Source organism: Clostridium neonatale, assembly GCF_001458595.1.
GTDB lineage: Bacteria > Bacillota > Clostridia > Clostridiales > Clostridiaceae > Clostridium > Clostridium neonatale.
This window is the reverse complement of sequence record NZ_LN890328.1, coordinates 2,785,098-2,810,283: the sequence shown is the minus strand read 5'-3', so window position 1 is coordinate 2,810,283 and position 25,186 is coordinate 2,785,098. Positions and strand designations below refer to the sequence as shown.

The window sequence follows — 25,186 nt, the reverse complement described above, 5'->3', positions numbered from 1 at the left end:
AAATATTAATTTATTGTTTTCATATCCGATAAGTATATAAGAGTAATACTTAGGAGTTGAAAAGCTATGCCTGGAATTTATAATATTAATAACGGATATGCAAATAATAATAAAAAGATTTCTAGTAAATTAACTTTTGAAGTAGGAGAAAAATTTACAGGAAGAGTAGTTGATAAAGGTGAGGGAAAAGATATAACTATTAGATTATCTGATGGATGGCAGTTTATTGCAGAAACTGATGATAAGGTTGATATAGAACAATTAAAACTTTTAAAATTTGAAGTAGAAGGCTTTGAGAATGGAAAACTGAAATTAAAAATTTTAAAGGGAAATGCACAAGAAGTCACAACTGAAGATGAAAACTTCCAAGAGATTATAGAAAAAGAAGGACTCTCAAAGGAAGATATAAGTATACTTAAAAATATGGTGAAGCATAATATACCATTAACAAGAGAAAATATAAATCAGATGAAAGGTCTAATTCAACTAAGTCAATTAATGAATTCTGATACAGAAGAAATAAATAACTTTATAAAAAATTATTTAGAAAGTAATAATATAGATATAAATAGTCGTGAAGGACAGAATGCAAAGGAACTTCTAACAAAATTTTTCAATGAATTTAAAAACATGACAGCAGATGATATACTAGCATTCATTGAAAATAATCTTGAGTTATCTGAAGAGAATATAAAAAGCTTTAATAGGCTTTTTAAGGAAGATTTTACAATAGAAAAGCTTTTGATTAAGCTAAATGAAAATCTAAAACAAAATGAATTATCTCCTAAGGATGTTAGTGCTGGGAATAATTTATCCAATAATATAGAAAATAGTACACAGGCTACATTAACATCTAGTTCATCAGATAATGTAAGTACACTGGCTACTAAAATATATAATGAAAATGATCCATCAAGTAAGAAAGTGGATGTATTAGATATACTAAGAACATTAGCCGGGCAAGAGAATAAAGAAAATGAGACAGTTTTACCTAAGGAAATCGATTTTAATAAAAAAGAAAACGTAAATTTATCTAAAGAACTATTAGAAAATCTAGAGTCTAATAAGGATATAGTTAGGACAATAAAAAATATAATTGATGAAGATAAGTTTATAAAGGAAATGGTTAATAATGAAGCAGAAAAAAATAATGATGGTTCTGCAAAGGCTAAGGTAGAACAACTTTTATCGAATCAGGAAGGTAGAAAAGTTACATTAACAAATGATGAATTTAAACAATTAACCGAATTCATCAATAGAAAATTTAATGAAAATGAAGTAGTAAAAACAGATTCTATGCCAAAAGATATCCAGACAGGTAAGGAAATTAATGAAATAAAAAATTTTGAAATTGATAAATTGGATAAACTATTATTAAATGATAAGAATGATATAAAAATTCAAATAAAGGAAAGAATAAATAATGTAGCAGATATTGTGAAAAATCTACTATCACATACAGAACTAAATGAAAATGTGTATGATAAAATAACAAATTTAATAAGAGAAAATATAAATGATATAAAAGTATTTAATACTATAAATAATGAGTATTATTATGTGAATTTTCCAATACAAAGCAATTTTCAGGAGTATCCATGTCAGTTAATTATTAAGGACAATAGAAAAGATGGAAAGAAAATTGATAGTACAAATGCTAAGATGGTTGTTAGTGTAAAAACTATAAATTTAGGTGAAATTGATGGGTATATAACTATGATTCCTAACAAAATAAATATAAAATTGAAATGTGAAGATGAATTTACACGTATTTTAAATAAAAATAAGGATAAATTAATAGAAGGTTTATCAGCATCTGGTAATTATGTTACTGTTACTGTATCATCTAAAGAAAATCCAGCTAATATAGTAACTTGTAGAGAATTTTTTAATGATATGAGTATTTCTAATATTGATATTAGAGTATAAAATAATTTACAACTTTAAAAGTACATTGTACAATTAAAAGAAAAGTTATAGATTGCTGTAATAGAGGGAATGAGAATATATAGATATGCAAGGAGTGTAGCAGAACATATGAATCAAAGAAAAAAAGCAGCGGCATTAAAATATGAATATAATAGTGACGCCCCAATAGTTGCAGCATCTGGTATGGGGCATATTGCTGATAAAATACTCGAAAGAGCAGAAGAAAATAATGTGCCAATTGTGTATAATAAAGAATTAACAGATTTACTTTGTAATGTTGATGTAGGGGATGAGATTCCCACAGAACTATATGAAGCAGTAGCACATGTAATAGCGTTTGTTACTGACTTAGATAAAAAGTTATAATAAGATTTTATATACAAAAGATAGTTATAATATAGAAAGGTGAAAAAAATGGCTCTTTATACCATTTCAGATTTACATTTAGGATTTAATGTTGAAAAGCCAATGGATATATTTGGAGATAAATGGAAAAATCATTGTGATAAAATAAAAAATAATTGGCTTGAAAAAATAACTGATGAAGATACAATTCTTATTGCAGGAGATATATCTTGGTCGTTAAAAGCAGAAGATAGTGTATATGATTTAGATTGGATTAATGAACTGCCAGGTAATAAAATCATTAGCAAAGGAAATCATGATTATTGGTGGACTAGTATATCTAAATTAAATTCAATGTATGAGAAAACAAAATTTCTTCAAAATAATTATTATACCTATAAAGAATATGCTATATGTGGAACAAGAGGTTGGATATGTCCAGGGGCTAATAGTTTCACTTCAAAGGATGAAAAAATCTATAAAAGAGAATTAATAAGGCTTAGACTTTCATTGGAGGCTGCTAAAAAAGATAATTATAATAGCATAATAGTTATGTTGCACTATCCTCCTACAAATGAAAAATTTGAAGAATCAGAATTTATTAAAGTAATCAAAGAATTTAATGTTGAGAAAGTCATATATGGACATTTACATGGCCCGGTTTTATATGGAAAATTATTTGAAGGTAATATAGATGGAGTTGAATACATTTTGACGTCTGCTGATTATTTAGATTTTAATCCTATAAAAATACTGTAAAATCCGAGTTTTGAGGATAATAACCGAAATAAAGCTCTTATGTGTGGCTCGCTTGCTACAAAAATGACGCTAAGAATTCAAACATGCAGACATTGTACCCACAAATGTTTGCTCCAATGTAAAATTGGACAAACAATTGTGGAACAAGTCTACATGAAGAATTCTAAAGCGTCATTTTTGAATGCAAGACACCGTTAACATAAGAGCTTTATTTCTTTGTTTCATCTAAATTCAGAGTAGTGGTATTATTGTTACTATACATAAATAAATTTTTAAATTAAGGAATAGTTATTTATAGATATTAAAGATTTAAAAAGTTAATATTTTACCATTTTTAAAAAGATATAGATTTATAAATATCAAAATATAAATCCTTATGAATGTGCACTTATAAGTAAACTTATTCATCATTAGATGAATAGGGGCTATACTGCTAAGTTCGTACCTCACCAAGCATTATATGCCAAAGGGCAGCTATGCTGTAATTCGGAACTTTTCCTATATATTGATAGAAAATTATATTTTTAAGTATTGGATATTTATCAAAATATAAATTATATATGTTCTAATTAAGAATCCGTATTAAAATCTGACCTAAACCCCAAAAAATATATGGCTCAATATGAAGTAACTTTATTGAAACTTATATGCATTAAATAATAAGTTTAGAGAAAAACAAAGAAATTCAATATATGAATATGCGTAGTATTGTATTGGAAATTTCAGCTTTTAAATTCTTTGGAACAGCCTCTGCCATTAGAATTTAAAAGCTGAAATTTCCCTACAATCGAGCATATCATATATTGAATTTCGGTTATTTCCCACTAAACTCTGATTCTACGTCCATTATTTATTTTAGGTATTATTAATCTAATTTTGATATGCATTTATTAAGTGAATCAATATCATGAATAGTTGACTTAACTTCAGATGATAATGATGAAGCTATAGTCTCATTTTCCTGAAATGAAGAACTTAAATTATTAACAGATGTTATTACATCATCTTTCTTAGATGATGCAGTTGTAAGATTATCTATACAAGTCAAAATTTCGTCAGTGGCTTCTTCTATAGAGGTTTTTATTTCAGAAAAATTACTTTTAGCATCTTCTATTGAGTTATGTTGAGTTGATATAGCGGAATTACCAGAATTCATTGCATTTGAAGCATTCAATATATCAATTTTGATTTCTTCTAAAATTTTAGTTATGCTTTGAACAGCTTCTTTGGAGTTTTCAGCTAATTTTCTTACTTCTCCTGCAACAACTGAGAAACCCTTACCAGCTTCACCAGCTCTAGCAGCTTCAATTGCAGCATTTAAAGATAATAAGTTTGTTTGAGCTGCTATTTGACTAATTGAATCAGTTATACTATTTACTGATTCTAATTTAGAAACTAATGCATTTACTGTTGTAGTTGAGATTCCAAAAGCATTTTCAAGATCACTTAGTGATGTATTTAAATTATTAAGTGTGTTAAGACCTGTGTCAGCTAATTTATCTGTATCTAAAACTTTTATATGAACATTTGTAATATTAAGTGCTAAATCTTCCATATTAGAGCTGAAATCAGATAGTATATTTTTAGATGTATTTACTTCACTAGTTTGAGTGGTACTAGATGAAAGTAAAGAATTAACAGAAGAATCAATATTATTAATATCGTTATTTATATTCTTACCTATAGCTTTTAATTCTCTAAAATCATTTTTTGTGTTATTTAAACTATCACCAATCAAAGAAGGTTTAGTTACTTCATTATTAATAGGATCAATATTTTTGTTTTTAAATAAGTTCATATTTATACCTCCCAATAAGAAAATCTAATTATTTTTTGATTTTATAAGCTCTTTTCCATTACGTGCTAATTCTTTGACTCTATAAGTAGCATTTGTACTTATTATGGTTCTAGAATACCAGCGAAGTGCTTCCTCGTCATTTCCTACTCTTCTATTAAGATCTCCTATAAGATACATTAAGGAATCTCTTTGAAGGCCATAGATGGGAAAAGGTTCACTAATATAGGCATCGTTAAGACCTTCCAATGCTTGTCCCAGGAAAACTTTTTCATGTTCTGAATCATCAAGCATTCTATACATCCATGAAATCTTCAAAGAAATCATAGCTTTAGTACTAGAAGGCATTTTTATTAAAACTGCATTTAGTAATGCTAATTTATATCTTTCAATAGCAATATTTTCATCTAATATTGTAGGATATTCACGTGGTTTCCATTTAGGAGTAACATTACTACGAACAAGTTCTTGTCTATATGATCTAAGATTTTCAAAATCAGATTTCATTGCAGCATAACCACAAGAATTGCATATCCAAACATCATAAAAATAAGGATTTGCTACTGTATATCTTATAAAAAAATCAGAATCTTTTGATTGGATTCTCGGGGATTTAGTTTTTACTGCTTTTGTTTTGAAGTGGTTGTCACAAACAGGACAAACTACACTTTTATCGAAGATATGATCTTTCATATTTTCATACATTATTATGCACCTCGTATTATAATAAAAAATTATCCAATGTAAAAATATACATATTTCTAATTCATTATATCACAGAAATTAATTACATATGATATATATGTGGAATTATTTTTATAAATTTAGTGTGTTGTCTTATACATAATTCTAAGTTTCTGATATAATAATAAAGATGATTTAATTAAAGGAGAATATTTATATGGCAATAAATAATTGGAAAACTTTTTTAATGCCTTATGAGCAAGCGGTAGATGAACTAAAGGTTAAATTAAAATCAATTAGAAAAGAATATAGAAAGAAAAATGAATACTCTCCAATAGAATTTGTAACAGGGAGAGTAAAAGAAATATCAAGTATGCTTGAAAAAGCAAATAAGTTTGAGATTCCCATAGATAGAATTGGATATGAATTAGAAGACATAGCTGGCATAAGAATTATGTGCCAATTTGTTGATGATATAGATACAGTAGTAGAAATTTTAAGAAAACGTATGGATATGAAGATACTTTATGAAAAAGATTATGTGAGAAATGTTAAGGAAAGTGGATATAGAAGTTATCATATGATAATAAAATATCCAGTTAATATGGCTGAAGGACAAGTGGAAATATTAGCGGAATTTCAAATAAGGACATTAGCTATGAATTTTTGGGCAACAATAGAACATTCGTTAAATTACAAATATAAGCAAAATATACCAGATAAATTAAAGAAAAAGCTTAAAAGCTCTGCTGATGCCGCATTTAGATTAGATGAGGAAATGTTGGAAATAAAAGATGAAATTAAAGATGCACAAAAATTATTTGAAGTAAAATCGCATTTAATTTCAAGCATTATGAATTCATTATTAACACTTATCTCTTTAGGAAAAAATGCAGAAGCCGCAAGATATCAAAAGATATTAAATAAATTAATTGATGAAGGTGAAGTTTGGGAGCTTAATAGCTTATTGTTTTCAATAAATCGTGATATAGAAAAATATAAAGAATAAAAATATGTGGGTGATGTATTTCTACCTGCATATTTTTTTCTTATATAATATGATAGAATTATATTATTAGATAATAAGTATTATTAATAGATAAAATAATTTAGGAGGAGTAAAATGACTAAAGAAGATATAATCTTAAAATTAAAAAATGATCCTTCATATATAGATAAAGTAGAAAATCCTACAAAAGAAATGTTTTTATATATGGTTAAAAATAATGGAAATAACATTAAGTATTTAGAAAATCCAGATAAGGAAATACAGATTGAAGCAATAAAAAATACGCCATTAAGTATTAAATATATAAAAGAACCTTGTGAAGAAGCTGCTATATTATCAGTAAAAGGGTTGTGGAATTCATTGGAATTTATAAAAAATCCAAGTGAATTAACAATTAGAGAGGCAATAAAATCAAAAGGATGGGCGATACAATTTGTAAAAAATCCAAGTGAAGAGCTTAAAAGATTAGCTGTAAAAAATGACTATGATGCAATAAAATATATGGAAAATCCGTCTGAGGATATACAAATTGAAGCTATAAATAGTTACTATTCAGCAATTAAATTTATAAAAAATCCTACATTAAAAGCAAAAATAGAAGCAATTAAAGCGAATGAAGAGGCAATAAATTATATTTCAAGTTACGATTTAGATGAACTTAAAATATTTATAAGTGAAAATATAAATGTAGTTAAATATATATATGATAGTATAGATGTAGAATCTGTGGTGGAAGTTTTAGTTGACAAAGTTAAAGATGAAAATATAGATGAAAAATATATTAAAAATTTTATAGATTTAGAAATATTAGAAATGGATAAAATCAATTTTATTAGACAGTATGGATGTAAAAAAGCTAAAAAAATATTAGTTGATTATAAATTATCAATGTAGTGGGAAGAGGTGACGTAATGAATTATTCAGAATGTATAAGTACAGTAGAGCTAATTTTAGAAACTAATGATGTGCCATTAATTATTGGAGAAAGTGGTATTGGAAAAACATCTTTAGTTAAATCTATTGCTAAAAAAAATAATTATTATTTGGTTAATATAGATGCTAACTTATTAAAAGAAGGAGAAATAGGTGGATTACCAGTAGTTAAAAATGATATAACTATATATGCAACACATTATAAATTAATTGAGATTAATAATGTACTTAAGGAAGAGAAATATAAGAATGTAATTTTGTTTATTGATGAATTAAATAGATGTGATCATACAGTTGCACAGGAACTTATGAATCTTATTTTAAACAGAGAAATAAATGGATATGTGTTAGATAAAAGAGTAAAAGTTATAGCAGCAATGAATCCATCAAATAAAAATGATGGATATTACAATAGTCAATATGAAGTTGTTGATATGGATCCAGCTCAAGAAGATCGTTTTGTATGGATTAATCTAGATTCAGATATAAAAGAATGGATTAATTGGGGAATGAGTAATGAAGGGAAAATACATACTCATATTATAGAATTTTTATCAAATTTTCCTCAATATTTACATACACCAGACTCTACGTCTACTGTAAAAGCAACGCCAAGAAGCTGGGAAAGAGTATCAAAAGCATATAATGTGTATTTAAAAAATAAAGATAAGTATCCTTTAAATATATTTTTAAATGCTGTAAAGGGTAATGTTGGTATTGATATAGCAAATGATTTTGGAAATTTTATTATGAATATTGGTGATCCACTAATTAAGGTAGAAGAAATATTTGAATATGAGATATTAAGTAGTGAATTAAAAGAAAAAATATCAAAGGAAAATCATTCTAGACTATATATACTATGTAAAAAATGTTTAAGTTACATTGAAGAAAATAATAGTAAAAGAAATATGATATTATTCTCTGAATTTTTAAATCTGTATCCAAGAGATTTAAGACTTGGAATAATGAAAGAGATAAAAAGAGACTACAAAGATAAGTTATATGAAGAACTCCTAGATAATGATGAATTTTTAGAAGCATTTTTTAATATCTTTAAGTGAGGTGTAAAAAATGAACTTTGATGAAAAACGTGAATTACTTTTAAATGAGTGTTATAAATTTGAAAAGATAGAAGATTTTAAAGGCGACTATGAACGTAGATTTTTCGATTTTATTGAAGATGTAATCTTATTTCTTTTGCAAAGTGAAGATTCATTCTTTGGTCAATTTTTACTTAAAGTAAAAAGAAATATAAGAATAGATATAGGGTATCCAGTTGGGACTATACCTAAATTAGATGGATTTAATATGTATTTTAATCCATATCTTTTTTTAATGATTGATAAGAAGGAAATGGCAGCTTTATTAAAGCATGAGATTTATCATATTATAAATTTACATTATCAAAGAGCGAAGACTATGAAAAATGTTTTTTGTAATGAAGCTATAACTACAGCTTTGGACATTTCCATAAATCAGTATATAAAAAATTTACCAGGATTTAGTAAGAGACTTCACAGTGTTAATATGGAATACAATATTGAACTTGAAGAAAATAGAAGTATTGAAGAATATGCAGAAATAATTGATAAATCAATTAAATCTAGATTGAAAGAAGAGAAAATAACTTCAGATAAAGATAAACACGAAATAAATATGCAAGAATCTCATGAACTTTGGGATGAGATAAACATATCAGAAGAAGATATTAAAAGTTTAACAGAAAAGACTGCAATCAGTGCATATAATGATAAAATGCCAGATGCATTAAAAAATATTATATTATCATATAATAAAGCTCCAGAAATACCGTGGCAGATTGTATTGAAGAATATGCTTCCGAGCGTTAAATATGGTTATAAAAGGACTATTACAAGAAGAGATAGAAGACAACCAGAAAGATTAGATATACGAGGAAGACTGCCTAAGAATGATACCAACGTAATAGTAGCTATAGATATTAGTGCCAGTATGGGTGATGAAGATATAGAAAAAATATTGATAGAGATACTTGCAATAACGAATACTACTAAGAATGAGGTAACTATTATTGAGTGTGATAATGAAATAAGAGCAGTTTATAAATTAAAAAATAAAAATGATATTAGAAAAAGAAGCAAGGATAATGGTTCAACTAAATTTTCCCCAGTATTTAAATATATAAGCGATAACAATTTAAGAAATGTGATATTAATCTATTTTACTGATGGAGTTGGAGAAGAAGAATTAGAAGTAAAGCCCATAAACAAAAAGACATTATGGATAATTTCAGGGGATAAAGAATTATCATTAAAGAATCCTTATGGGGATATTAAAAGAATAAATTCTGATAAAATTGAAGTTATAGAAGGAAATCTAGGATTACAAATGGTAAATGAAGCTATACATGATTGGGCGAGATAAGTCGTTATATTGAATATTTATTAATATAAATGTCATTATTATTTTAATTAAGTAGAATAAAGTGAATAATTTTAAGTAGTTTAAAATAATGTTGTATGTTAAAATAAACAATGAAGAGGAGGACTATTGTTATGAAAAATAAGTTTAATAAAAAAGATCATACAGTAGCCATAGTCTCAATTCTTATAATAAGTATAATTTTAAATGTTTATTCAGCATATAAGGTTAGTTCTTATAAATACAAGCTAGGACAACAGGCGTATAATTACATAGAAGAGATTAGGCAGAGAAATGAAGGAAATCTAGAGATACTTTCTAAATCGTTGAAGAATGGAAAGATAAAAAATGAAGAACTATTAAAATTATATAAGAATTATGATGTGATTGCTGGAGATATAATAGGATTATGGCAGAGATACGCATCATATTCACAAAATGAGTTAAATATTTTTACAAAAATAATTGATACAAATAGAATTATTGAAAATGATATACATGGACAAATTAAAGAGTATATTATATGTACATTGAATAATGAAATGAAAAATGAACAAAGTAATTTGATATTGGTAAATGAAGATAAGTCTTGTTTTGAAGCTATGTATAATATGGCCGAAAAAATAAATAATTATTTTAATACATTTAATGAGGATATACTTAAAGGAAGTACAGGAGTTGAAAAAGAGAAAAAAGTTATAAAAAAGCATTATTGGATAGATATACTTGAAGGTATATATGGAATAAGTGATGATTATGTTGATGTAGAGTGGAAGATTCAAATGGTTGAGGATGATTTGAATACTTAAGAAATACATTTTGGTATAAATAAAACATTATTAAATATATGAATTTATTCTTAAGGATATAAATAAAGAAGAAGAAATTCATTAGAGAATTTCTTCTTCTTCTTTTAATTAGTGACATCCACTACAAGATCCGCCACATCCACCTTCTGGTTCTATTACAGGTTTTAAGCTTAAGCCATTACCTTCGTTTTCTTCACTTGAAAGGATGATAAATCCACCAAATTGGTCAATTAAGCTTTTCTCATATATGAATGATATATCATTTATTGTTTCAACATCATCTTCATCTGTAGCTTTTGATACAGAGATATTGAAGATAGGGCCGCTACAAGCGAAACCAGCAAAATTTATTCTAATGTTGAAATCAGATATGCTATTTTCTTCTAAGAAACCTTTGAATTCGTTATAAGCTTCTTCACTAATTGTTACATTTTTCATATTAACACCTACTTTATTCAAAAATTTGACTATTGTCGTACTAAGAGTATAACACATATGATTTAAAATAAAAAGCAGTTAGGTAAGCTTAGAGGAATAACTATTTTAAAAAGGGGAAATAAACACATGAAGCCATATAATTATGAATTTATACAAGAAGAGATGAAGAAATATAATAGCATAATAGATGAGTTGAAATTAGAAGGATGTTCTGTATGCAAAGATGAAATCAGCTTTAAGGAAGCTGATGGCTATATGTGCAAAATTAATCAAGAAGAAATTTTTACTAGAATAAAGCTTTTTAAAGATAACGAATTTATAATGGAGATATCCCCAAGAGAGATACAAGGTTCATATCATTCTATTAAATTTGCCAAAGGAAAAGTTGGTGTAGTTGGGCTTGGACTTGGATATGCAGTTCAAGAGATAGCTAAGAATAGTAGAGTAGATGAAATTATAGTATATGAAATCAGTGAGGAAATAATAGACGTATATAATAGACACTTTAAGGATAATCCTAAAATAAGAATAATTAATAAAGATGCATATAAAGCAGAAAGAGAAAAGTTTGATTTTTTCTTTGTAGATATATATGGATATGAGATAACAAGTAAAGTAGTTGAAGATTATAAAAAATTTAATGCTCTGCATGAGATTGAAGAATACACATTTTGGGGAGTTGAACATTTTTTATTAAGCTGTAAATATGATGATTTGCTATGGATTTTTATCCCAGAGATATGGGTTGAGATGAGTAAAAAGGCATATGAGTCAATGGATATGTGTGGACTAATGAAAAGTTATAAGCCATTAGATGATGAGTTAGCCACTAGTATACTTATGGAATTTAAACCTATATTAAATGAATTATAATTTAATATAGTTAGTAACAGTAATATTAATTTTTCAATTTTAAAGGAGGAAAAATAGTGATACTTTCAGGAAAAGAAATATTAAAAAACATTGGAAAAGATATAATAATAGAGCCATTTAATGAGAAGAAAATCAATCCTAATAGTTATAATTTATCTCTACATAATGAATTATTAGTGTATGAAGATAATTTATTAGATATGAAAAAACCTAATGAAACTAAAAAAATAATAATACCAGAAGATGGATTGATATTAGAGCCAGGAAAATTATATTTAGGAAGAACTAATGAGTTTACCAAAACAGAGAAATTCGTGCCTATGCTTGAAGGAAGATCTTCTACAGGAAGGCTAGGGTTATTTATACATGTAACTGCAGGTTTTGGTGATATAGGATTTGCAGGATATTGGACACTTGAAATATTCTGTGTTCAGCCAATAAAAGTATATCCTAATGTTGATATATGTCAGATTTATTATCATGATATTCATGGAGAATATGATCTTTATAATAGTGGGAAATATCAAAATAATACAGGTGTTCAGCCAAGCTTGATGTATAAGGATTTTGAAAAATAAAAAAGGGCATATGCCCTTTTTTATTTTACAACTATATTAACAAGTCTTCCCTTAATAACAATAACTTTTACAATGTTTTTACCATTAGTATTTTCTCTTATTATTTCATTATCTAATGCAGCAGCTTTAATGCCTTCTTCATCTAAATTAGAAGCTACCATTATTTTAGCTTTAATCTTACCATTAATTTGAATAGCTATTTCAACTTCATCTTTAACTAATGCATTTGGATCGAACTCTGGTAATCTCTCATTAAATACAGTAGTATTGTATCCAAGTAAGCTCCATTGTTCTTCACTAAAGTGAGGTGCAAATGATGCTAATAGTTTGATGAAATCAACAACAGTTTCTTTTAAGAAGGCTGGATTTTTAACACCTTCTTGAAGGTACTTGTTAAGCGCATTTGTAAGTTCCATAAGTCTTGCAATTGCAGTGTTAAATTGCATCTTGTTACCATCTTCAGTTACACCTTTGATTGCAGTATGTCTCCAGAAGTTTAATTCTTTTTCAGGTGCATCTATTGTAGTCTTAGTATTTTCAGATGAATTTATAACTTCTCTAGAAAGTTCTAAAATTCTTTCAATTCTATCAACAAATTTACCAACAGATTTAATTCCGTCATCGCTCCAAGCTCCGCCTTCAGTATATCCGAAACCAAACATTAGATACATTCTAAATACATCGGCACCATATTGCTTAATATAATCATCAGGAGAAATAGTATTTCCTTTTGATTTACTCATTTTAAGTCCATCTGGTCCTAATATTAAACCTTGGTGAGTTAAGCTTAAGAATGGTTCATCAAAGTTTAAGTATCCCATATCTCTTAAAGCTTTAGTAATAAATCTTGCATATAATAAGTGCATGCATGCATGTTCTGGACCACCAACGTATTTATCTACTGGTAAAATCTTATTGATTTTTTCTGGATCAAAAGGTGCATCTTCATTTTTATTATCTGCATATCTTAAGTAATACCAAGATGAACATACAAATGTATCTAAAGTATCAGCTTCTCTTTTTGCTGGCTTACCACAACATGGGCAAGTAGTTTTTATGAAACTTTCAGATTTACTAAGTGGTGATTTACCGTCTGGAGTAAATTCAACATCATGTGGAAGTTTTACTGGCAAATCTTTTTCTGGAACTGGAACTATACCACAATCGTCACAGTAGATGATTGGAATTGGGGCACCCCAGTATCTTTGTCTTGATACAAGCCAGTCTCTTAATCTGAAGTTAACTTTCATTTCACCAAGCTTATCTTTTTCAAGTTCAGCGACTATAGATTTTTTAGCTTCATCAGTAGTTAAACCATCAAATTTTCCTGAGTTAACAAGTATACCATGTTCACAGAATGGAAGTTCAGGTTCATTTCCTACTTTATCAGTAATAACTCTTTCTATAGGTAAATTGAACTTTGTAGCAAATGCAAAGTCTCTTTCATCATGAGCTGGAACTGCCATAACACATCCAGTACCATATGTAGCTAATACATAGTCAGCAATCCATATTGGAACTACTTTTCCATTTATAGGATTAATAGCGTATGAACCAGTGAATACACCGCTCTTTTCTTTAGATGATGATTGTCTTTCTATATCAGATTGCTTAGCTGCTGCTTCTTTATATTCTTCAACTGCAGCTTTGTTTTCCGGAGTTGTAAGTTCATCAACTAATTTGTTTTCTGGAGCTAAAACAACATAAGTTACACCATTTAATGTATCAACTCTTGTTGTAAATACATCAAATTGTAAGTCAGAATCTTTAACCTTAAATGTAACTTGTGCACCGTAAGATCTTCCAATCCAGTGCTTTTGCATTGATTTAGTCTTTTCAGGCCAGTCTAAGCCATCTAATTTATCTAATAATTCATCAGCGTAATCAGTGATTTTGAAGAACCATTGAGTTAAATCTTTCTTTGTAACTTCAGTTCCACATCTTTCGCATTCACCTTCAACAACTTGTTCATTAGCTAAAACTGTGTTACAAGATGGACACCAATTAACAGGCGCTTTCTTTCTGTAAGCTAAACCTTTTTCATATAATTTTAAGAATAACCATTGAGTCCATTTGTAGTAATCAGGAAGACAAGTAACAACTTCATTTTCCCAGTTAAACATAGCACCCATTGATTTTAATTGTTTTTCCATTGTTTCAATGTTCTTTAAAGTAGACTCTTCAGGATGTATACCGGTTTTTATAGCATAGTTTTCTGCAGGTAAACCAAAGGCATCAAATCCCATTGGTTGGAATACATTATATCCTTGCATTCTTTTAAGTCTTGCCCAAGTATCTGTTGGTCCATAGTTAAACCAGTGACCAGCATGTAATTGAGCTCCAGATGGATAAGAGAACATTTCAAGAGTATAAAGCTTTTTATCTAGCTTTGTATCATCAAATTTATATGTTTCGTTTTCTTCCCAAATCTTTTGCCATTTTTCATCGATTTTAGTACTGTAATTTGACATTTTAAACCTCCAAATTTTATCAATTTATAATTCACAATTCACAATGCACAATTGAGGAGGAAATTACTTCGTAATTTCTTTTGAATTTTATATAGTGATTTTTTATGAAAATTACTATAAGTGATTAACTTTCCTAAGGAAAGTTATATGCAATATATAGAATCCATAAATAGTTTTAGCTATTTAATCCGTCATTGTTAATTGTCAATTGTAATGAATTTATTCTTAAATATAATAAAAAAGCTTTCATCTCTTAAATTTAAGAGACGAAAGCGTAATTTCCGTGGTACCACTCTTATTAAAAGAAATAGATAAACTAAATCTTTTCACTCGACATTATAACGGGATTACCCGTACCTGCTTCTAACAAGTAAGCTCATAGACAAGTTCATAATCATATAACACTATTTTACACCATCCAATAGTTCTCTTAAGATATAATAATTATTACTACTTCTAATCAACGCCATATACAATTTTAGAACTATTATATATTAAAATTTGTAAAAAATCAATATATCTTTAAAAACCATTAAAATCGTAAAGGAATATTGATTTTATAAAAATATATCTAAAATTTTAATTTAGATGTATTTTAAAACTCAATAGGTTCACTTTTAATTTCTAAATTTTCTCGTCTATTATCTAATGGATTTAAATTTATATGATGTATTTTTTCACCTTCTGAAGTACCCATAATTACTGTGTCTAAATGAATTCTTCCATTTGGAGTATTTGCGATAACACAAGGTTCGCCTTTTACTTTGTGATTAACCCAAGTATATTCGTTTGTTACAACATTATTTAAATCTTCAGCAGAAATTAAAGCTTTTGAAGTTACATTACCATTCCTATCTTTTAAAAGAATAGCTATTGTATTATTATCTAATTTTTCAATTTCATTCTTTTCTTTTCTATCAAACAAAGTTAAATTAGATTTTCTGTTATCTAATGTATCTTTATTGATATGTATTATTGGTGTATTGGAATTTGCATCCATAACAAAGTTTTGTAAGCTTTGCTTTAATGGCTTAGATTTTTTGTTAACAGCAGTTGTACTGATATTTTGAATTGTATAGCTGTTAGAATCTTTATTCCATTCTGCAAACCAAACACCCGCATTTTTAACTTTATCTAAATCTGTAGTATCTATTTTAGCTGTAATCTCAGAACCATTCTTTTTTAATACTGTCATTAATGTAATGTTATCTTTAACCTCAAACTTGTTTTCTGTATTTTTATAATTAGTTTTCATAAGAACACCTCGTTTTTATTTTAATTATTGCCAATTTTATCAAAAATAAATTAATTCGCTACTAATTATAACAAATTGTGGAGGGAAAAGATATACACCTATAAAAAGAGCAGCTATGCTGCAATTCGGATCTTAATAAAAAGAGCAGCTATGCTGCAATTCGGATCTTAATAAAAAGAGCAGCTATGCTGCAATTCGGATCTTAATAAAAAGAGCAGCTATGCTGCAATTCGGATCTTAATAAAAAGAGCAGCTATGCTGCAATTCGGATCTTAAAAAACTATAAAATTAAGAAAAAGAATTTAATAGCTGCCAACGCACTAAACTAAGAATTCCACCGCTAAAAAGGGCAGTTATGCTGTAATTCGGATCTTATGCTTAATTTTATATGTATTTATAATAGATTATTTTAAATGGAACGCCTGCTCATATGCATTTGTAGGTGTAATCGATTCGTACCAAATGCAAGATTTGGGCTCTCTGGTTAAGGAAACATCTTCATCAGTAGATGAAGATGGGCTATACTGCTAGGCTCGTGCCTCACCAAGCATTATATGCCAAAGAGCAGCTATGCTGCAATTGGGATCTTAATAAAAATATTGTGGATTATTCATTAAAGTTATTTTATATAATAAGAAGAGCAAGATATACTGCAATGTGAATTTCAAAACAAAAGTATATTTATGTTTCAAATGAATTGAGAAATATAAGGATCATATTGTAGAAATTCAGCCAAAATACCGTTAAAGAATGCATTTAAATAAAATATTCAGAAAATTCAAATTTTAACTTGATATTAAATTTGTATTAGTTACAATAAAGTTGAGAGATAAAATATTTATTAAGGAGGAATAGGTATGGCTAAAATAATTATTGCACCAAATAAATATGTACAAGCAAGTGGAGAGCTTGCAAATTTATCAAAGTATGTTTCAGAATTAGGAAAGAACGCATTATGTCTTTTAACAGAAGGAGGATTCAAGAGAGTAAAAGATACAATTGATAAAAGCTTTTCTGAAAACGAATGCAGTATAATATATGAAAAGTTTAACGGTGAATGTTGTACTACAGAGATTAACCGTATAATGGAGATATGCAACAATAATAATATAGACGTTATAATTGGTGTTGGAGGTGGAAAGATTCTAGACACTACAAAAAGTGTAGGTTATTGTAAGAATATGCCGGTTGTTATAGTTCCGACAATAGCATCAACTGATGCTCCTTGTAGTGCTTTATCAGTTATTTATACAGAGGATGGTGTGTTTGAAAAATATTTATTCTTAAAGCAAAATCCAAATCTAGTATTAGTAGATACTGATATTATTGCACAAGCACCAACAAGACTTCTGGCATCTGGTATGGGAGATGCACTTGCAACATATTTTGAAGCAAGAGCTTGCAATGCATCAGGTTCTCAAACTTGTGCATTTGGAACACCAACTCTTGCAGCTATGGCACTAGCAGAACTTTGCTATGATACTTTAATAACAGAAGGTGAGCTGGCTATTAAAGCTGTAGAAAATAATGTATGCACAAAGGCAGTAGAAAAAGTAATAGAAGCTAATACATTATTAAGTGGAATTGGATTTGAAAGTGGTGGACTTGCAGGAGCACATGCAATTCATAATGGATTTACAGTTCTTCCACAGTGTCACCATATGTATCATGGAGAAAAAGTTGCATTTGGCACATTAGTACAACTTGTACTAGAAGATGCACCTGAAGAAGAAATTGCAGAGGTTATAGATTTCTGTTGTAGAGTGGGACTTCCAGTAACATTAAAACAACTTGGAATTACAGAAATAAAAGAAGAAGAAATTATGGAAGTTGCTAAAGCTGCTACTGCAGAAGGAGAGTCAATTCATAATATGCCATTTCATGTATCTGCAAAGGATGTATATGCAGCAATTTTAACAGCTAATTCTATTGGAAAGGATTATGTAGAATAGTCTATATTAAATAATTATTAAAGAAAATAATAATTATATTATTATGGACAAGTATAGTAACGTTATGCAAATTAATGTGTAACGTTACAGTTGTTTTACAATATAGTAAGATGTTGCTTTAATTTATTAATGAAAAGTCTATTTTAGATGTATGACATATGGAGGATAGTATAATGAAATTAATAGTAAATGCAGATGATTTCGGAATATCAAAAGCTGTAACACTTGGAATATTAGAAGCACACAAAAATGGTATTGTTAAATCAACTACTCTTATGTGTAACATGGAAGATGCAGAATATGCTGCAAACTTATCCAAGAATTATAATGATCTTGGAGTAGGGATACATTTTGTATTAACTGCAGGAAAGCCATTATCAAAAGATGTACAATCCTTAGTAGATGAGAATGGGAATTTCAAAAGTAATAGTTTAATAATGAAGATAGCTAAAATTGAGGATATAAGAAAAGAGTTTAATGCTCAATTTGAAAAATTTCTTTCATTTGGAATAAAACCAACCCATATTGATAGCCATCATCATGTACACAAGGAACCTATGGTATTTGAAGTAGTTATGGAGTTTTCAAAAAAATATAACTTGCCAATAAGAAAAGTAAATGATAAGAGTATAGAGAAACTAAAAAAATTAAATAAAGGAATGATATTTACAGAAGAGTTTTATGGTAAAGAAAATATAGAATATAAAAATTTTATAAATTTATTAATTAAGAACAAAGATACAGAATTTTTAGAGATAATGTGTCATCCAGCATATTTAGATGAAAAAATATTAAATTCAAGTTCTTATTTGCTAGAAAGAACTAAAGAGTTATCAACATTAACCAGTAGAGAAATAAAAGAATATATAAAAGATAATAAAATAAAATTAATAAATTATTCTAATATATAAATACATTATTTAGCTTAATAAGAGAAGGAAATTTGTTAAAATAGAATATTAAAATTAATATAAGATTGAGGTTTGCTAAGAATATAGAAATTCAGTAAATCTCAATCTTTTATTTTAGAATAATATCTTGTATGGAATTGGGTGTATTATATAACAAATATATTTTTTAAAAGAATATATTGTAAAATATTATTAAAATAAGTAGAATTAAGTAAATATGAAGCATTGGTCCTATATTGTTATTTTACCAAAATTTAATAAATTTGAAATATATAATAAAAAAGTATATAATAAAATCAAGAAAACGTTATCAAAATTGCTTTTTAAGGGGGAGATTATATGCTACAAAATTTTAAAATCAAAACAAAGATTATAGGAATGGCATCATTATTAGTAGTAGGTATACTTATAACATCCATTGTAGGTATATATCAAGAAAGAAAATTAAGTACTGACTCTTTGAATTCATTAGAAAAAGCTATGAGAAGTGATTATGATGATGAAATTAAAAATCAAGTCGGTGCTGCTATTAGCGTTATAAATGAAATTTATAAGGACTATCAAAATGGGGAATACACAGAAGATGAAGCAAAACTTTTAGCGGCTGATTTAGTTAGAGAAATGAGATATGGTGAAAATGGATACTTTTGGATTGATACATATGAGGGAGATAACGTTGTTCTTTTAGGGAGTGATACAGAAGGAACCAATAGAATTAACACTGAAGATGCTAACGGATATAAGATGGTTGCAGATATAATAAAAAATGGGAAGAATGGAGGAGGGTATACAGATTATTATTTTCCAAAGGAAGGTGAAACAAAAGCATCACCTAAAAGATCTTATAGCCAAGCATTTGAACCATTTAAATGGGTTATAGGAACAGGAAATTATACAGATGATATAGACAAAAGTGTGAATGAAAATAAAAAAGAACTAAATGACATAGTAACAGATAATATTAGTAAATTTTTCATTATAGTAGTTGTAGCTATTTTAGCATCAATTGTGCTTACCATCATAATAAGTAAAGAGATTTTAAATGGATTTAAATCTATAATTAAAAGCTTGGAAATCATGGCTACTGGAAATTTTAAAGAAGAAATACCAGAGAAGCTTTTAAATAGAAAAGATGATTTTGGAATAATAGCTAAATCCCTTGAAAATATGCATAGTGCAATTAGAAATTTGATATATGAAGCTAAAAATGCTGCAAATGGAAATAATGCAATGGCAGAAAAGATAGGTGAAAATATTAGTGTATTAAATGAAGATATAGAAAGTGTCTCAGCAGTAACAGAAGAACTAGCGGCAGGAATGGAAGAATGTGCAGCATCATCAGAAGAGATGTCTGCATCAACACATGAAATAAATGCAGCATCAGCTTCTATAGCAAAGAAATCAGAAGAAGGAGCAACACAGGCTATTGAGATAACAAAACGTGCAAAGACTACAAAGAAAAAAGCAACTGAATCTAAATCAAGAGCTGATAAATTAGGTAATGAAATACAGTATAAATTAGAAGAAGCTCTTAAGAGTGCAAAAGTAGTGGATAAGATTAAAGTATTAGCAGATGTGATTTTAGGTATAACAGAGCAAACAAATTTATTAGCATTAAATGCAGCTATAGAAGCCGCTAGAGCAGGCGAGGCAGGAAAGGGATTTTCGGTTGTAGCAGAAGAAATTAGAAAATTAGCAGAGCAATCTAAGGAGGCAGTTGAAAATATTCAAATAGTAACTAAAGAAGTTACAGATGCTGTAACTTCACTATCAGATAATTCTAATATGCTATTAAATTTTGTTAAAGAAGATGTAACTAAAGATTATGACAAATTTATAATAATAGCAAATGAATATGAAAATGATGCAACTTTTGTAGAGAGTCTAATTACTGATTTTAGCGCTACTGCAGAAGAGTTAACTGCATCGCTAGATAATGTTTTGTCCGCAATTGATGAAGTTGCTAAAACAGCAAGTGAAGGTGCACAAGGCACAACAGATATTGCACAAAAATCAACAGATATTCATGATAAGTCAGAATTAGTATTATCTAATGTAAGAGAATCAATAGAATACTCAAATATAATAAAAAATGAGATGGATAAGTTCATAATTTAGATTTTCTAAAAAGTTGATTAATTTAAATAGTTTTGATATACTATAAAAAAATAATAATGACTGCCTAAGGCTATAAATTTTTCTGTTTCTGATATAAACAGAAGAATTTATAGCTTTTTTTGTTTGTTCAGAAATATAATAGCAGTTTGGAGAGGAGACTTATAATGAATAAAATTGAAAATCCAATGAAAGTAAAGCCTATATTTCCACTACTAATTTCTATGTCTGTACCAACTATGATATCTATGCTAATTCAGTCTATGTATAATATTGTTGATAGTATATTTGTATCCCAAATAAGTGAAAATGCACTAACAGCTGTCTCACTTGTGTTTCCACTTCAGAATATAGTTTCAGCTGTAGCTATTGGTTTTGGAGTTGGAATAAATTCATGCATGGCTAGAAGCCTTGGGGCTATGAACAATGAAGATGTAAATAAAGCAGCAACACATGGAATGGTACTTACATTAATTCATGTATTGATTTTTGTTGTAGCAGGGTTATTTTTGGTAGATCCATTTTTAAGAATATTTACTAATGATGAAGAAATACTAAGATATGGCCACCAATATGCAACAGTTGTAATATGTTTTTCATTTGGATTATTATTTCAGCTTTCTATGGAAAAAATGTTTCAAGCAGTAGGCAATATGATAATTCCAATGATGATGCAGGCACTAGGATGCATTATAAATATAATTCTTTGTCCGATAATGATTTTCGGAAAATTTGGTTTTCCAGCACTTGGAGTTTTAGGATCAGCTATTTCTACCATAACTGGACAAATAACTGTATTTATAATATATATCTTTATATTTAGAAAGAAAAATTATGATATAAAAATGAACTTTAAAAATTTTAGATTTGATAAAAGTACTGTGAGAAAGCTTTATGCTGTAGGATTACCTTCATCCATCATGCTTTCAATGCCATCAATATTAATTAGCGTTTTAAATGGGATTCTTGCAAGCATATCAGAGGTATCAGTTGCAGTACTTGGGATATATTATAAGCTTCAAACTTTCGTATATATGCCTACAAATGGACTTATACAAGGAATGCGCCCAATTATAAGCTATAATTATGGTGCGAAACAAAGGGATAGAGTACTAAATACTATAAAAATAAGTATTATGCTAACATCAATAATTATGATAATTGGTACATGTATATCAGTATTTTTCCCAGAAAAAGTTTTAATGATGTTCAATGCACATGATAATATGATGAGTATGGGGAGTACAGCTCTAAGAATTATTAGTATAGGATTTATTATTTCCTCAGGTAGTGTTATATTATCTGGAACTTTTGAAGCATTAGGTGATGGGAAATTATCTCTTATAATATCTTTAGTACGTCAATTTATAATTATTGTTCCATTAGCGCTAATATTATCAAGAGTTTTAGGTGTAAATGGGGTGTGGGTTTCATTCCCTATTTCTGAGATAGCTGCATCAATAGTATCATTAATACTTTTTAGAAAATATGAAAAATTATTATAATATTTAGAATATGAATAGAAATTAGATTGATGTCAATAGCAACAAATTATTTTATTTCTATTGATCTAATATTAAATTAATCTTAAAGAAATATATAAGATGTGCCTTTTATACAATATCATGGTAATATATTCTTAAATAATAAATATTACCATGGTTATTTTTTTATTAGATCATATCTATCAATTTTTGAAAGGCGGTTTTTATATTGAAAAGAAAACAATTATTAAGTCTTATATTAGCAATGTGTATAACAATATCTACTTCTGTAGTCGCATTTGCATCAGAAAATGATGGAAGTAATCTCGAAAAAGCAATTGTTAGTGCAAAAAACATTATAACTATTCCAGAGGAATATTCAGATTTTTCTTATTATTATAATGAAAATACAGAAGAAAATGAGTCTAGTGGAGCTTATACTTTAGATTGGTCTAACAAAGATGGAGAAAGTATATCGATACAAGTTGATGATAATGGGAATATACTTGAATATCATAAATTTGATTCTAATAATGATTCAAGTGGACTAGCTAAGATATCAAAAGAAGACGCAAAAGCTATTGCGGAAAAATTCATGCAAAAGTCAGTAAAGTTTAAAGAAGGTTCAATAAAAATTATTGATGATAGATCAAATTTGTCTCAAAGTAGTGATTATGAGTTTAAATTTGGTCAATTTGTAAATAATATTCCAGTTTCATTTAATACTATTGATTTAAGTATAAATAAATATAATGGGGAAGTAACATCGCTTATAAGAAATAACAACGATGTTAAAGATTATATATTTTCATCTAAAGATTCAATAATAAATAAAGAAGCAGCTAAGAAAGCTTATTTAGAGAAAATAGGAATAGATTTAAAGTATTATTCTAGATATGATTATAAAAATAAAAAGTTGAATGTTTTTCCAGCTTACTCAATAAAACAAGATAAACTTCAAGGGATTGATGCCAAGACATCAGAAGTAGTAAATATTTATTCAGATAATATTTTAAATAGAGGCTTAAATAATTCATCTAAATTAATGACAGAAGATGCTGCAGTTTCAGATGGTAAGGAAAGTACTTTAACTAAAGAGGAAATCAATGAAATTCAAAAGACAGCACAATTAATATCTAAAGAAAATGCTGAGAAAGTTATTAAAGACAATTTTGATTCATTAAAAACCAATGATAAAGTAAACAACGCATCATTGGAAAAGAGTGATTACGTTGATAATAAATATATCTGGAATATTTCTTTTGAAAATGGAAATGGAAGCCTGGATGCTAAGACAGGAGAATTACTTTCCTTTTATTTTTATGATAACAATGAAGAAGTAAAAAATAACATCTCTTATTCAGAGGCTAAAAATAAATGTGATAGTTTTTTGAAGAAGGTAGCTGCTGAAAAGTATAAAAAAGTAAAATATATTCCAGAAGAAGAAAATGCTGAAGGTAATTATTATACATTTAAATATGTTCGTATGGTGAACGGATATGAATATACAAATAATTATCTATCTATATCAATAGATAAAACTACAGGAAAAATAATAAATTATGAAAATCAATGGTTTACAAATATAACTTTTCCAAGTCTTAATAATGTAATATCAAAAGATATAGTGTTTGATAAGATAAGTGATGATATTGGATTTGACCTTCAATATGAAAAAATTGATAAAGATAAAGTATCATTAATCTATAATTTTAGCAATTTACAAGAACAATATCTTTTAGATCCAATGACAGGAGTACGTATAGGTTATGATGGAAAGAAGTATAAAGAAAATAATCTGCCAACATATACAGATATAACAGGACATGCTTATGAAAATGTAATAAAAGAACTATTAAATAATGGATATTATCTTGAAGGTGATAAATTCAATCCAGACAGTTATATTACTCAAGCAAACTTCTTTAAATATTTATATACACCAGATATGAGTTATTATGATGAAGATGAATTGTATGAGATGCTTATAGGAAATAAAATAATTAAATCTGAAGAAAAATCCCCTGATCATATTTTGACTAATGGTGAAGTTGCAAAATACGTTGTAAGATACTTAAATTATGAGCCAATAGCTAAGAATTCACAGATATTTGTAAATCCTTTCAAAGATAATGTAAGTAATGATTACAAGGGATATGCAGCAATATGTTATGGATTAGATATTATAAAAGGCGATAGTAATGGAAACTTTAATGAAAAAGGTAATATGACTAATGGGCAAACAGCACAAGTTATTTATAATTTGTTAAAAATTGAAAAGTAATAATGGAGAAAGATCAATAACATATATTGATCTTTCTTTTTTAAAAAATTTTATCTGAACATATTGTAATGAACAATGAACACTGATAATATAAAGGTGTTCAAAAAATGAACCCGATTTAAAAGGATAAGTTAAAATTAAAATATAAGTTTTCTAGAA

At 27.6% G+C, this 25,186-nt stretch carries 20 protein-coding genes and 1 other annotated feature; of the genes, 15 read left to right on the top strand and 5 right to left on the bottom strand.

Annotated elements, in window-relative coordinates; all coding sequences use genetic code 11:
• Positions 1–66 precede the first annotated feature (66 nt).
• The 3 genes from BN2920_RS19450 (at position 67) to BN2920_RS19440 (ending at position 3,033) form a co-directional block, all read left to right on the top strand.
• Positions 67–1,929 carry a hypothetical protein gene (locus BN2920_RS19450; RefSeq protein WP_058296617.1) on the top strand — a complete coding sequence of 621 codons (1,863 nt, stop codon included), beginning with the start codon at positions 67–69 and terminating at the stop codon, positions 1,927–1,929.
• A gap of 108 nt (positions 1,930–2,037) precedes the next feature.
• A complete protein-coding gene (locus tag BN2920_RS19445) occupies positions 2,038–2,295 on the top strand; it encodes an EscU/YscU/HrcU family type III secretion system export apparatus switch protein (protein WP_058296967.1) in 258 nt (85 codons plus the stop codon).
• 48 nt (positions 2,296–2,343) lie between these two features.
• Positions 2,344–3,033, top strand: coding sequence for a metallophosphoesterase (locus BN2920_RS19440; protein ID WP_058296616.1), 690 nt, complete (start codon positions 2,344–2,346; stop codon positions 3,031–3,033).
• An 865-nt stretch (positions 3,034–3,898) separates the two neighbouring features.
• Here BN2920_RS19440 and BN2920_RS19435 read toward each other — a convergent pair.
• On the bottom strand, positions 3,899–4,831 hold the full coding sequence (locus BN2920_RS19435; RefSeq protein ID WP_058296615.1) for a methyl-accepting chemotaxis protein: 933 nt from the start codon (positions 4,829–4,831) through the stop codon (positions 3,899–3,901).
• A gap of 24 nt (positions 4,832–4,855) precedes the next feature.
• Entirely contained in the window at positions 4,856–5,533 is a 678-nt protein-coding gene (locus BN2920_RS19430; protein ID WP_058296614.1) for a DUF2225 domain-containing protein, read from the bottom strand.
• A 196-nt stretch (positions 5,534–5,729) separates the two neighbouring features.
• Between BN2920_RS19430 and yjbM the strand changes: the two genes are divergently transcribed.
• From yjbM to BN2920_RS19405, 5 genes are all read left to right on the top strand, one after another.
• Positions 5,730–6,521: a GTP diphosphokinase gene (gene yjbM, locus BN2920_RS19425; protein WP_058296613.1), complete on the top strand. Its 792-nt coding sequence runs from the start codon at positions 5,730–5,732 to the stop codon at positions 6,519–6,521.
• Between the two features lie 114 nt (positions 6,522–6,635).
• Positions 6,636–7,415, top strand: a complete 780-nt coding sequence (locus BN2920_RS19420; protein ID WP_058296612.1) for a DUF4116 domain-containing protein — start codon at positions 6,636–6,638, stop codon at positions 7,413–7,415.
• Between the two features lie 17 nt (positions 7,416–7,432).
• On the top strand, positions 7,433–8,518 hold the full coding sequence (locus BN2920_RS19415) for an AAA family ATPase (RefSeq protein WP_058296611.1): 1,086 nt from the start codon (positions 7,433–7,435) through the stop codon (positions 8,516–8,518).
• 10 nt (positions 8,519–8,528) lie between these two features.
• Entirely contained in the window at positions 8,529–9,860 is a 1,332-nt protein-coding gene (locus BN2920_RS19410; RefSeq protein WP_058296610.1) for a vWA domain-containing protein, read from the top strand.
• Positions 9,861–9,991: 131 nt separating this feature from the next.
• Positions 9,992–10,666 carry a hypothetical protein gene (locus BN2920_RS19405; RefSeq protein WP_058296609.1) on the top strand — a complete coding sequence of 225 codons (675 nt, stop codon included), beginning with the start codon at positions 9,992–9,994 and terminating at the stop codon, positions 10,664–10,666.
• A 108-nt stretch (positions 10,667–10,774) separates the two neighbouring features.
• On the opposite strand, the gene BN2920_RS19400 is transcribed toward BN2920_RS19405, so the two are convergent.
• Entirely contained in the window at positions 10,775–11,104 is a 330-nt protein-coding gene (locus BN2920_RS19400) for a HesB-like protein (protein WP_058296608.1), read from the bottom strand.
• A gap of 126 nt (positions 11,105–11,230) precedes the next feature.
• Here BN2920_RS19400 and BN2920_RS19395 point away from each other — a divergent pair, with 126 nt between their 5' ends.
• On the top strand, positions 11,231–11,977 hold the full coding sequence (locus BN2920_RS19395) for a polyamine aminopropyltransferase (RefSeq protein WP_058296607.1): 747 nt from the start codon (positions 11,231–11,233) through the stop codon (positions 11,975–11,977).
• Between the two features lie 56 nt (positions 11,978–12,033).
• Positions 12,034–12,555 carry a dCTP deaminase gene (gene dcd / locus BN2920_RS19390; RefSeq protein ID WP_058296606.1) on the top strand — a complete coding sequence of 174 codons (522 nt, stop codon included), beginning with the start codon at positions 12,034–12,036 and terminating at the stop codon, positions 12,553–12,555.
• A 20-nt stretch (positions 12,556–12,575) separates the two neighbouring features.
• Here dcd and leuS read toward each other — a convergent pair whose 3' ends face one another.
• A complete protein-coding gene (leuS, locus tag BN2920_RS19385) occupies positions 12,576–15,026 on the bottom strand; it encodes a leucine--tRNA ligase (protein WP_058296605.1) in 2,451 nt (816 codons plus the stop codon).
• Between the two features lie 259 nt (positions 15,027–15,285).
• Positions 15,286–15,499, bottom strand: a binding site (T-box leader).
• A 122-nt stretch (positions 15,500–15,621) separates the two neighbouring features.
• Positions 15,622–16,281 (bottom strand): hypothetical protein, encoded by a 660-nt coding sequence (locus BN2920_RS19380; protein ID WP_058296604.1) that lies wholly within the window; start codon positions 16,279–16,281, stop codon positions 15,622–15,624.
• 857 nt (positions 16,282–17,138) lie between these two features.
• Here BN2920_RS19380 and BN2920_RS19375 point away from each other — a divergent pair.
• The 5 genes from BN2920_RS19375 to BN2920_RS19355 all read left to right on the top strand — a co-directional run bounded on the left by BN2920_RS19375 (position 17,139) and on the right by BN2920_RS19355 (position 25,027).
• Positions 17,139–18,233 (top strand): glycerol dehydrogenase, encoded by a 1,095-nt coding sequence (locus tag BN2920_RS19375; protein WP_058296603.1) that lies wholly within the window; start codon positions 17,139–17,141, stop codon positions 18,231–18,233.
• A gap of 173 nt (positions 18,234–18,406) precedes the next feature.
• Positions 18,407–19,144 (top strand): chitin disaccharide deacetylase, encoded by a 738-nt coding sequence (chbG, locus tag BN2920_RS19370; RefSeq protein ID WP_058296602.1) that lies wholly within the window; start codon positions 18,407–18,409, stop codon positions 19,142–19,144.
• A 339-nt stretch (positions 19,145–19,483) separates the two neighbouring features.
• Entirely contained in the window at positions 19,484–21,262 is a 1,779-nt protein-coding gene (locus tag BN2920_RS19365) for a methyl-accepting chemotaxis protein (RefSeq protein WP_058296601.1), read from the top strand.
• Between the two features lie 164 nt (positions 21,263–21,426).
• Positions 21,427–22,764 (top strand): MATE family efflux transporter, encoded by a 1,338-nt coding sequence (locus BN2920_RS19360; RefSeq protein ID WP_058296600.1) that lies wholly within the window; start codon positions 21,427–21,429, stop codon positions 22,762–22,764.
• 208 nt (positions 22,765–22,972) lie between these two features.
• On the top strand, positions 22,973–25,027 hold the full coding sequence (locus tag BN2920_RS19355) for a YcdB/YcdC domain-containing protein (protein WP_058296599.1): 2,055 nt from the start codon (positions 22,973–22,975) through the stop codon (positions 25,025–25,027).
• Positions 25,028–25,186: the final 159 nt, after the last annotated feature.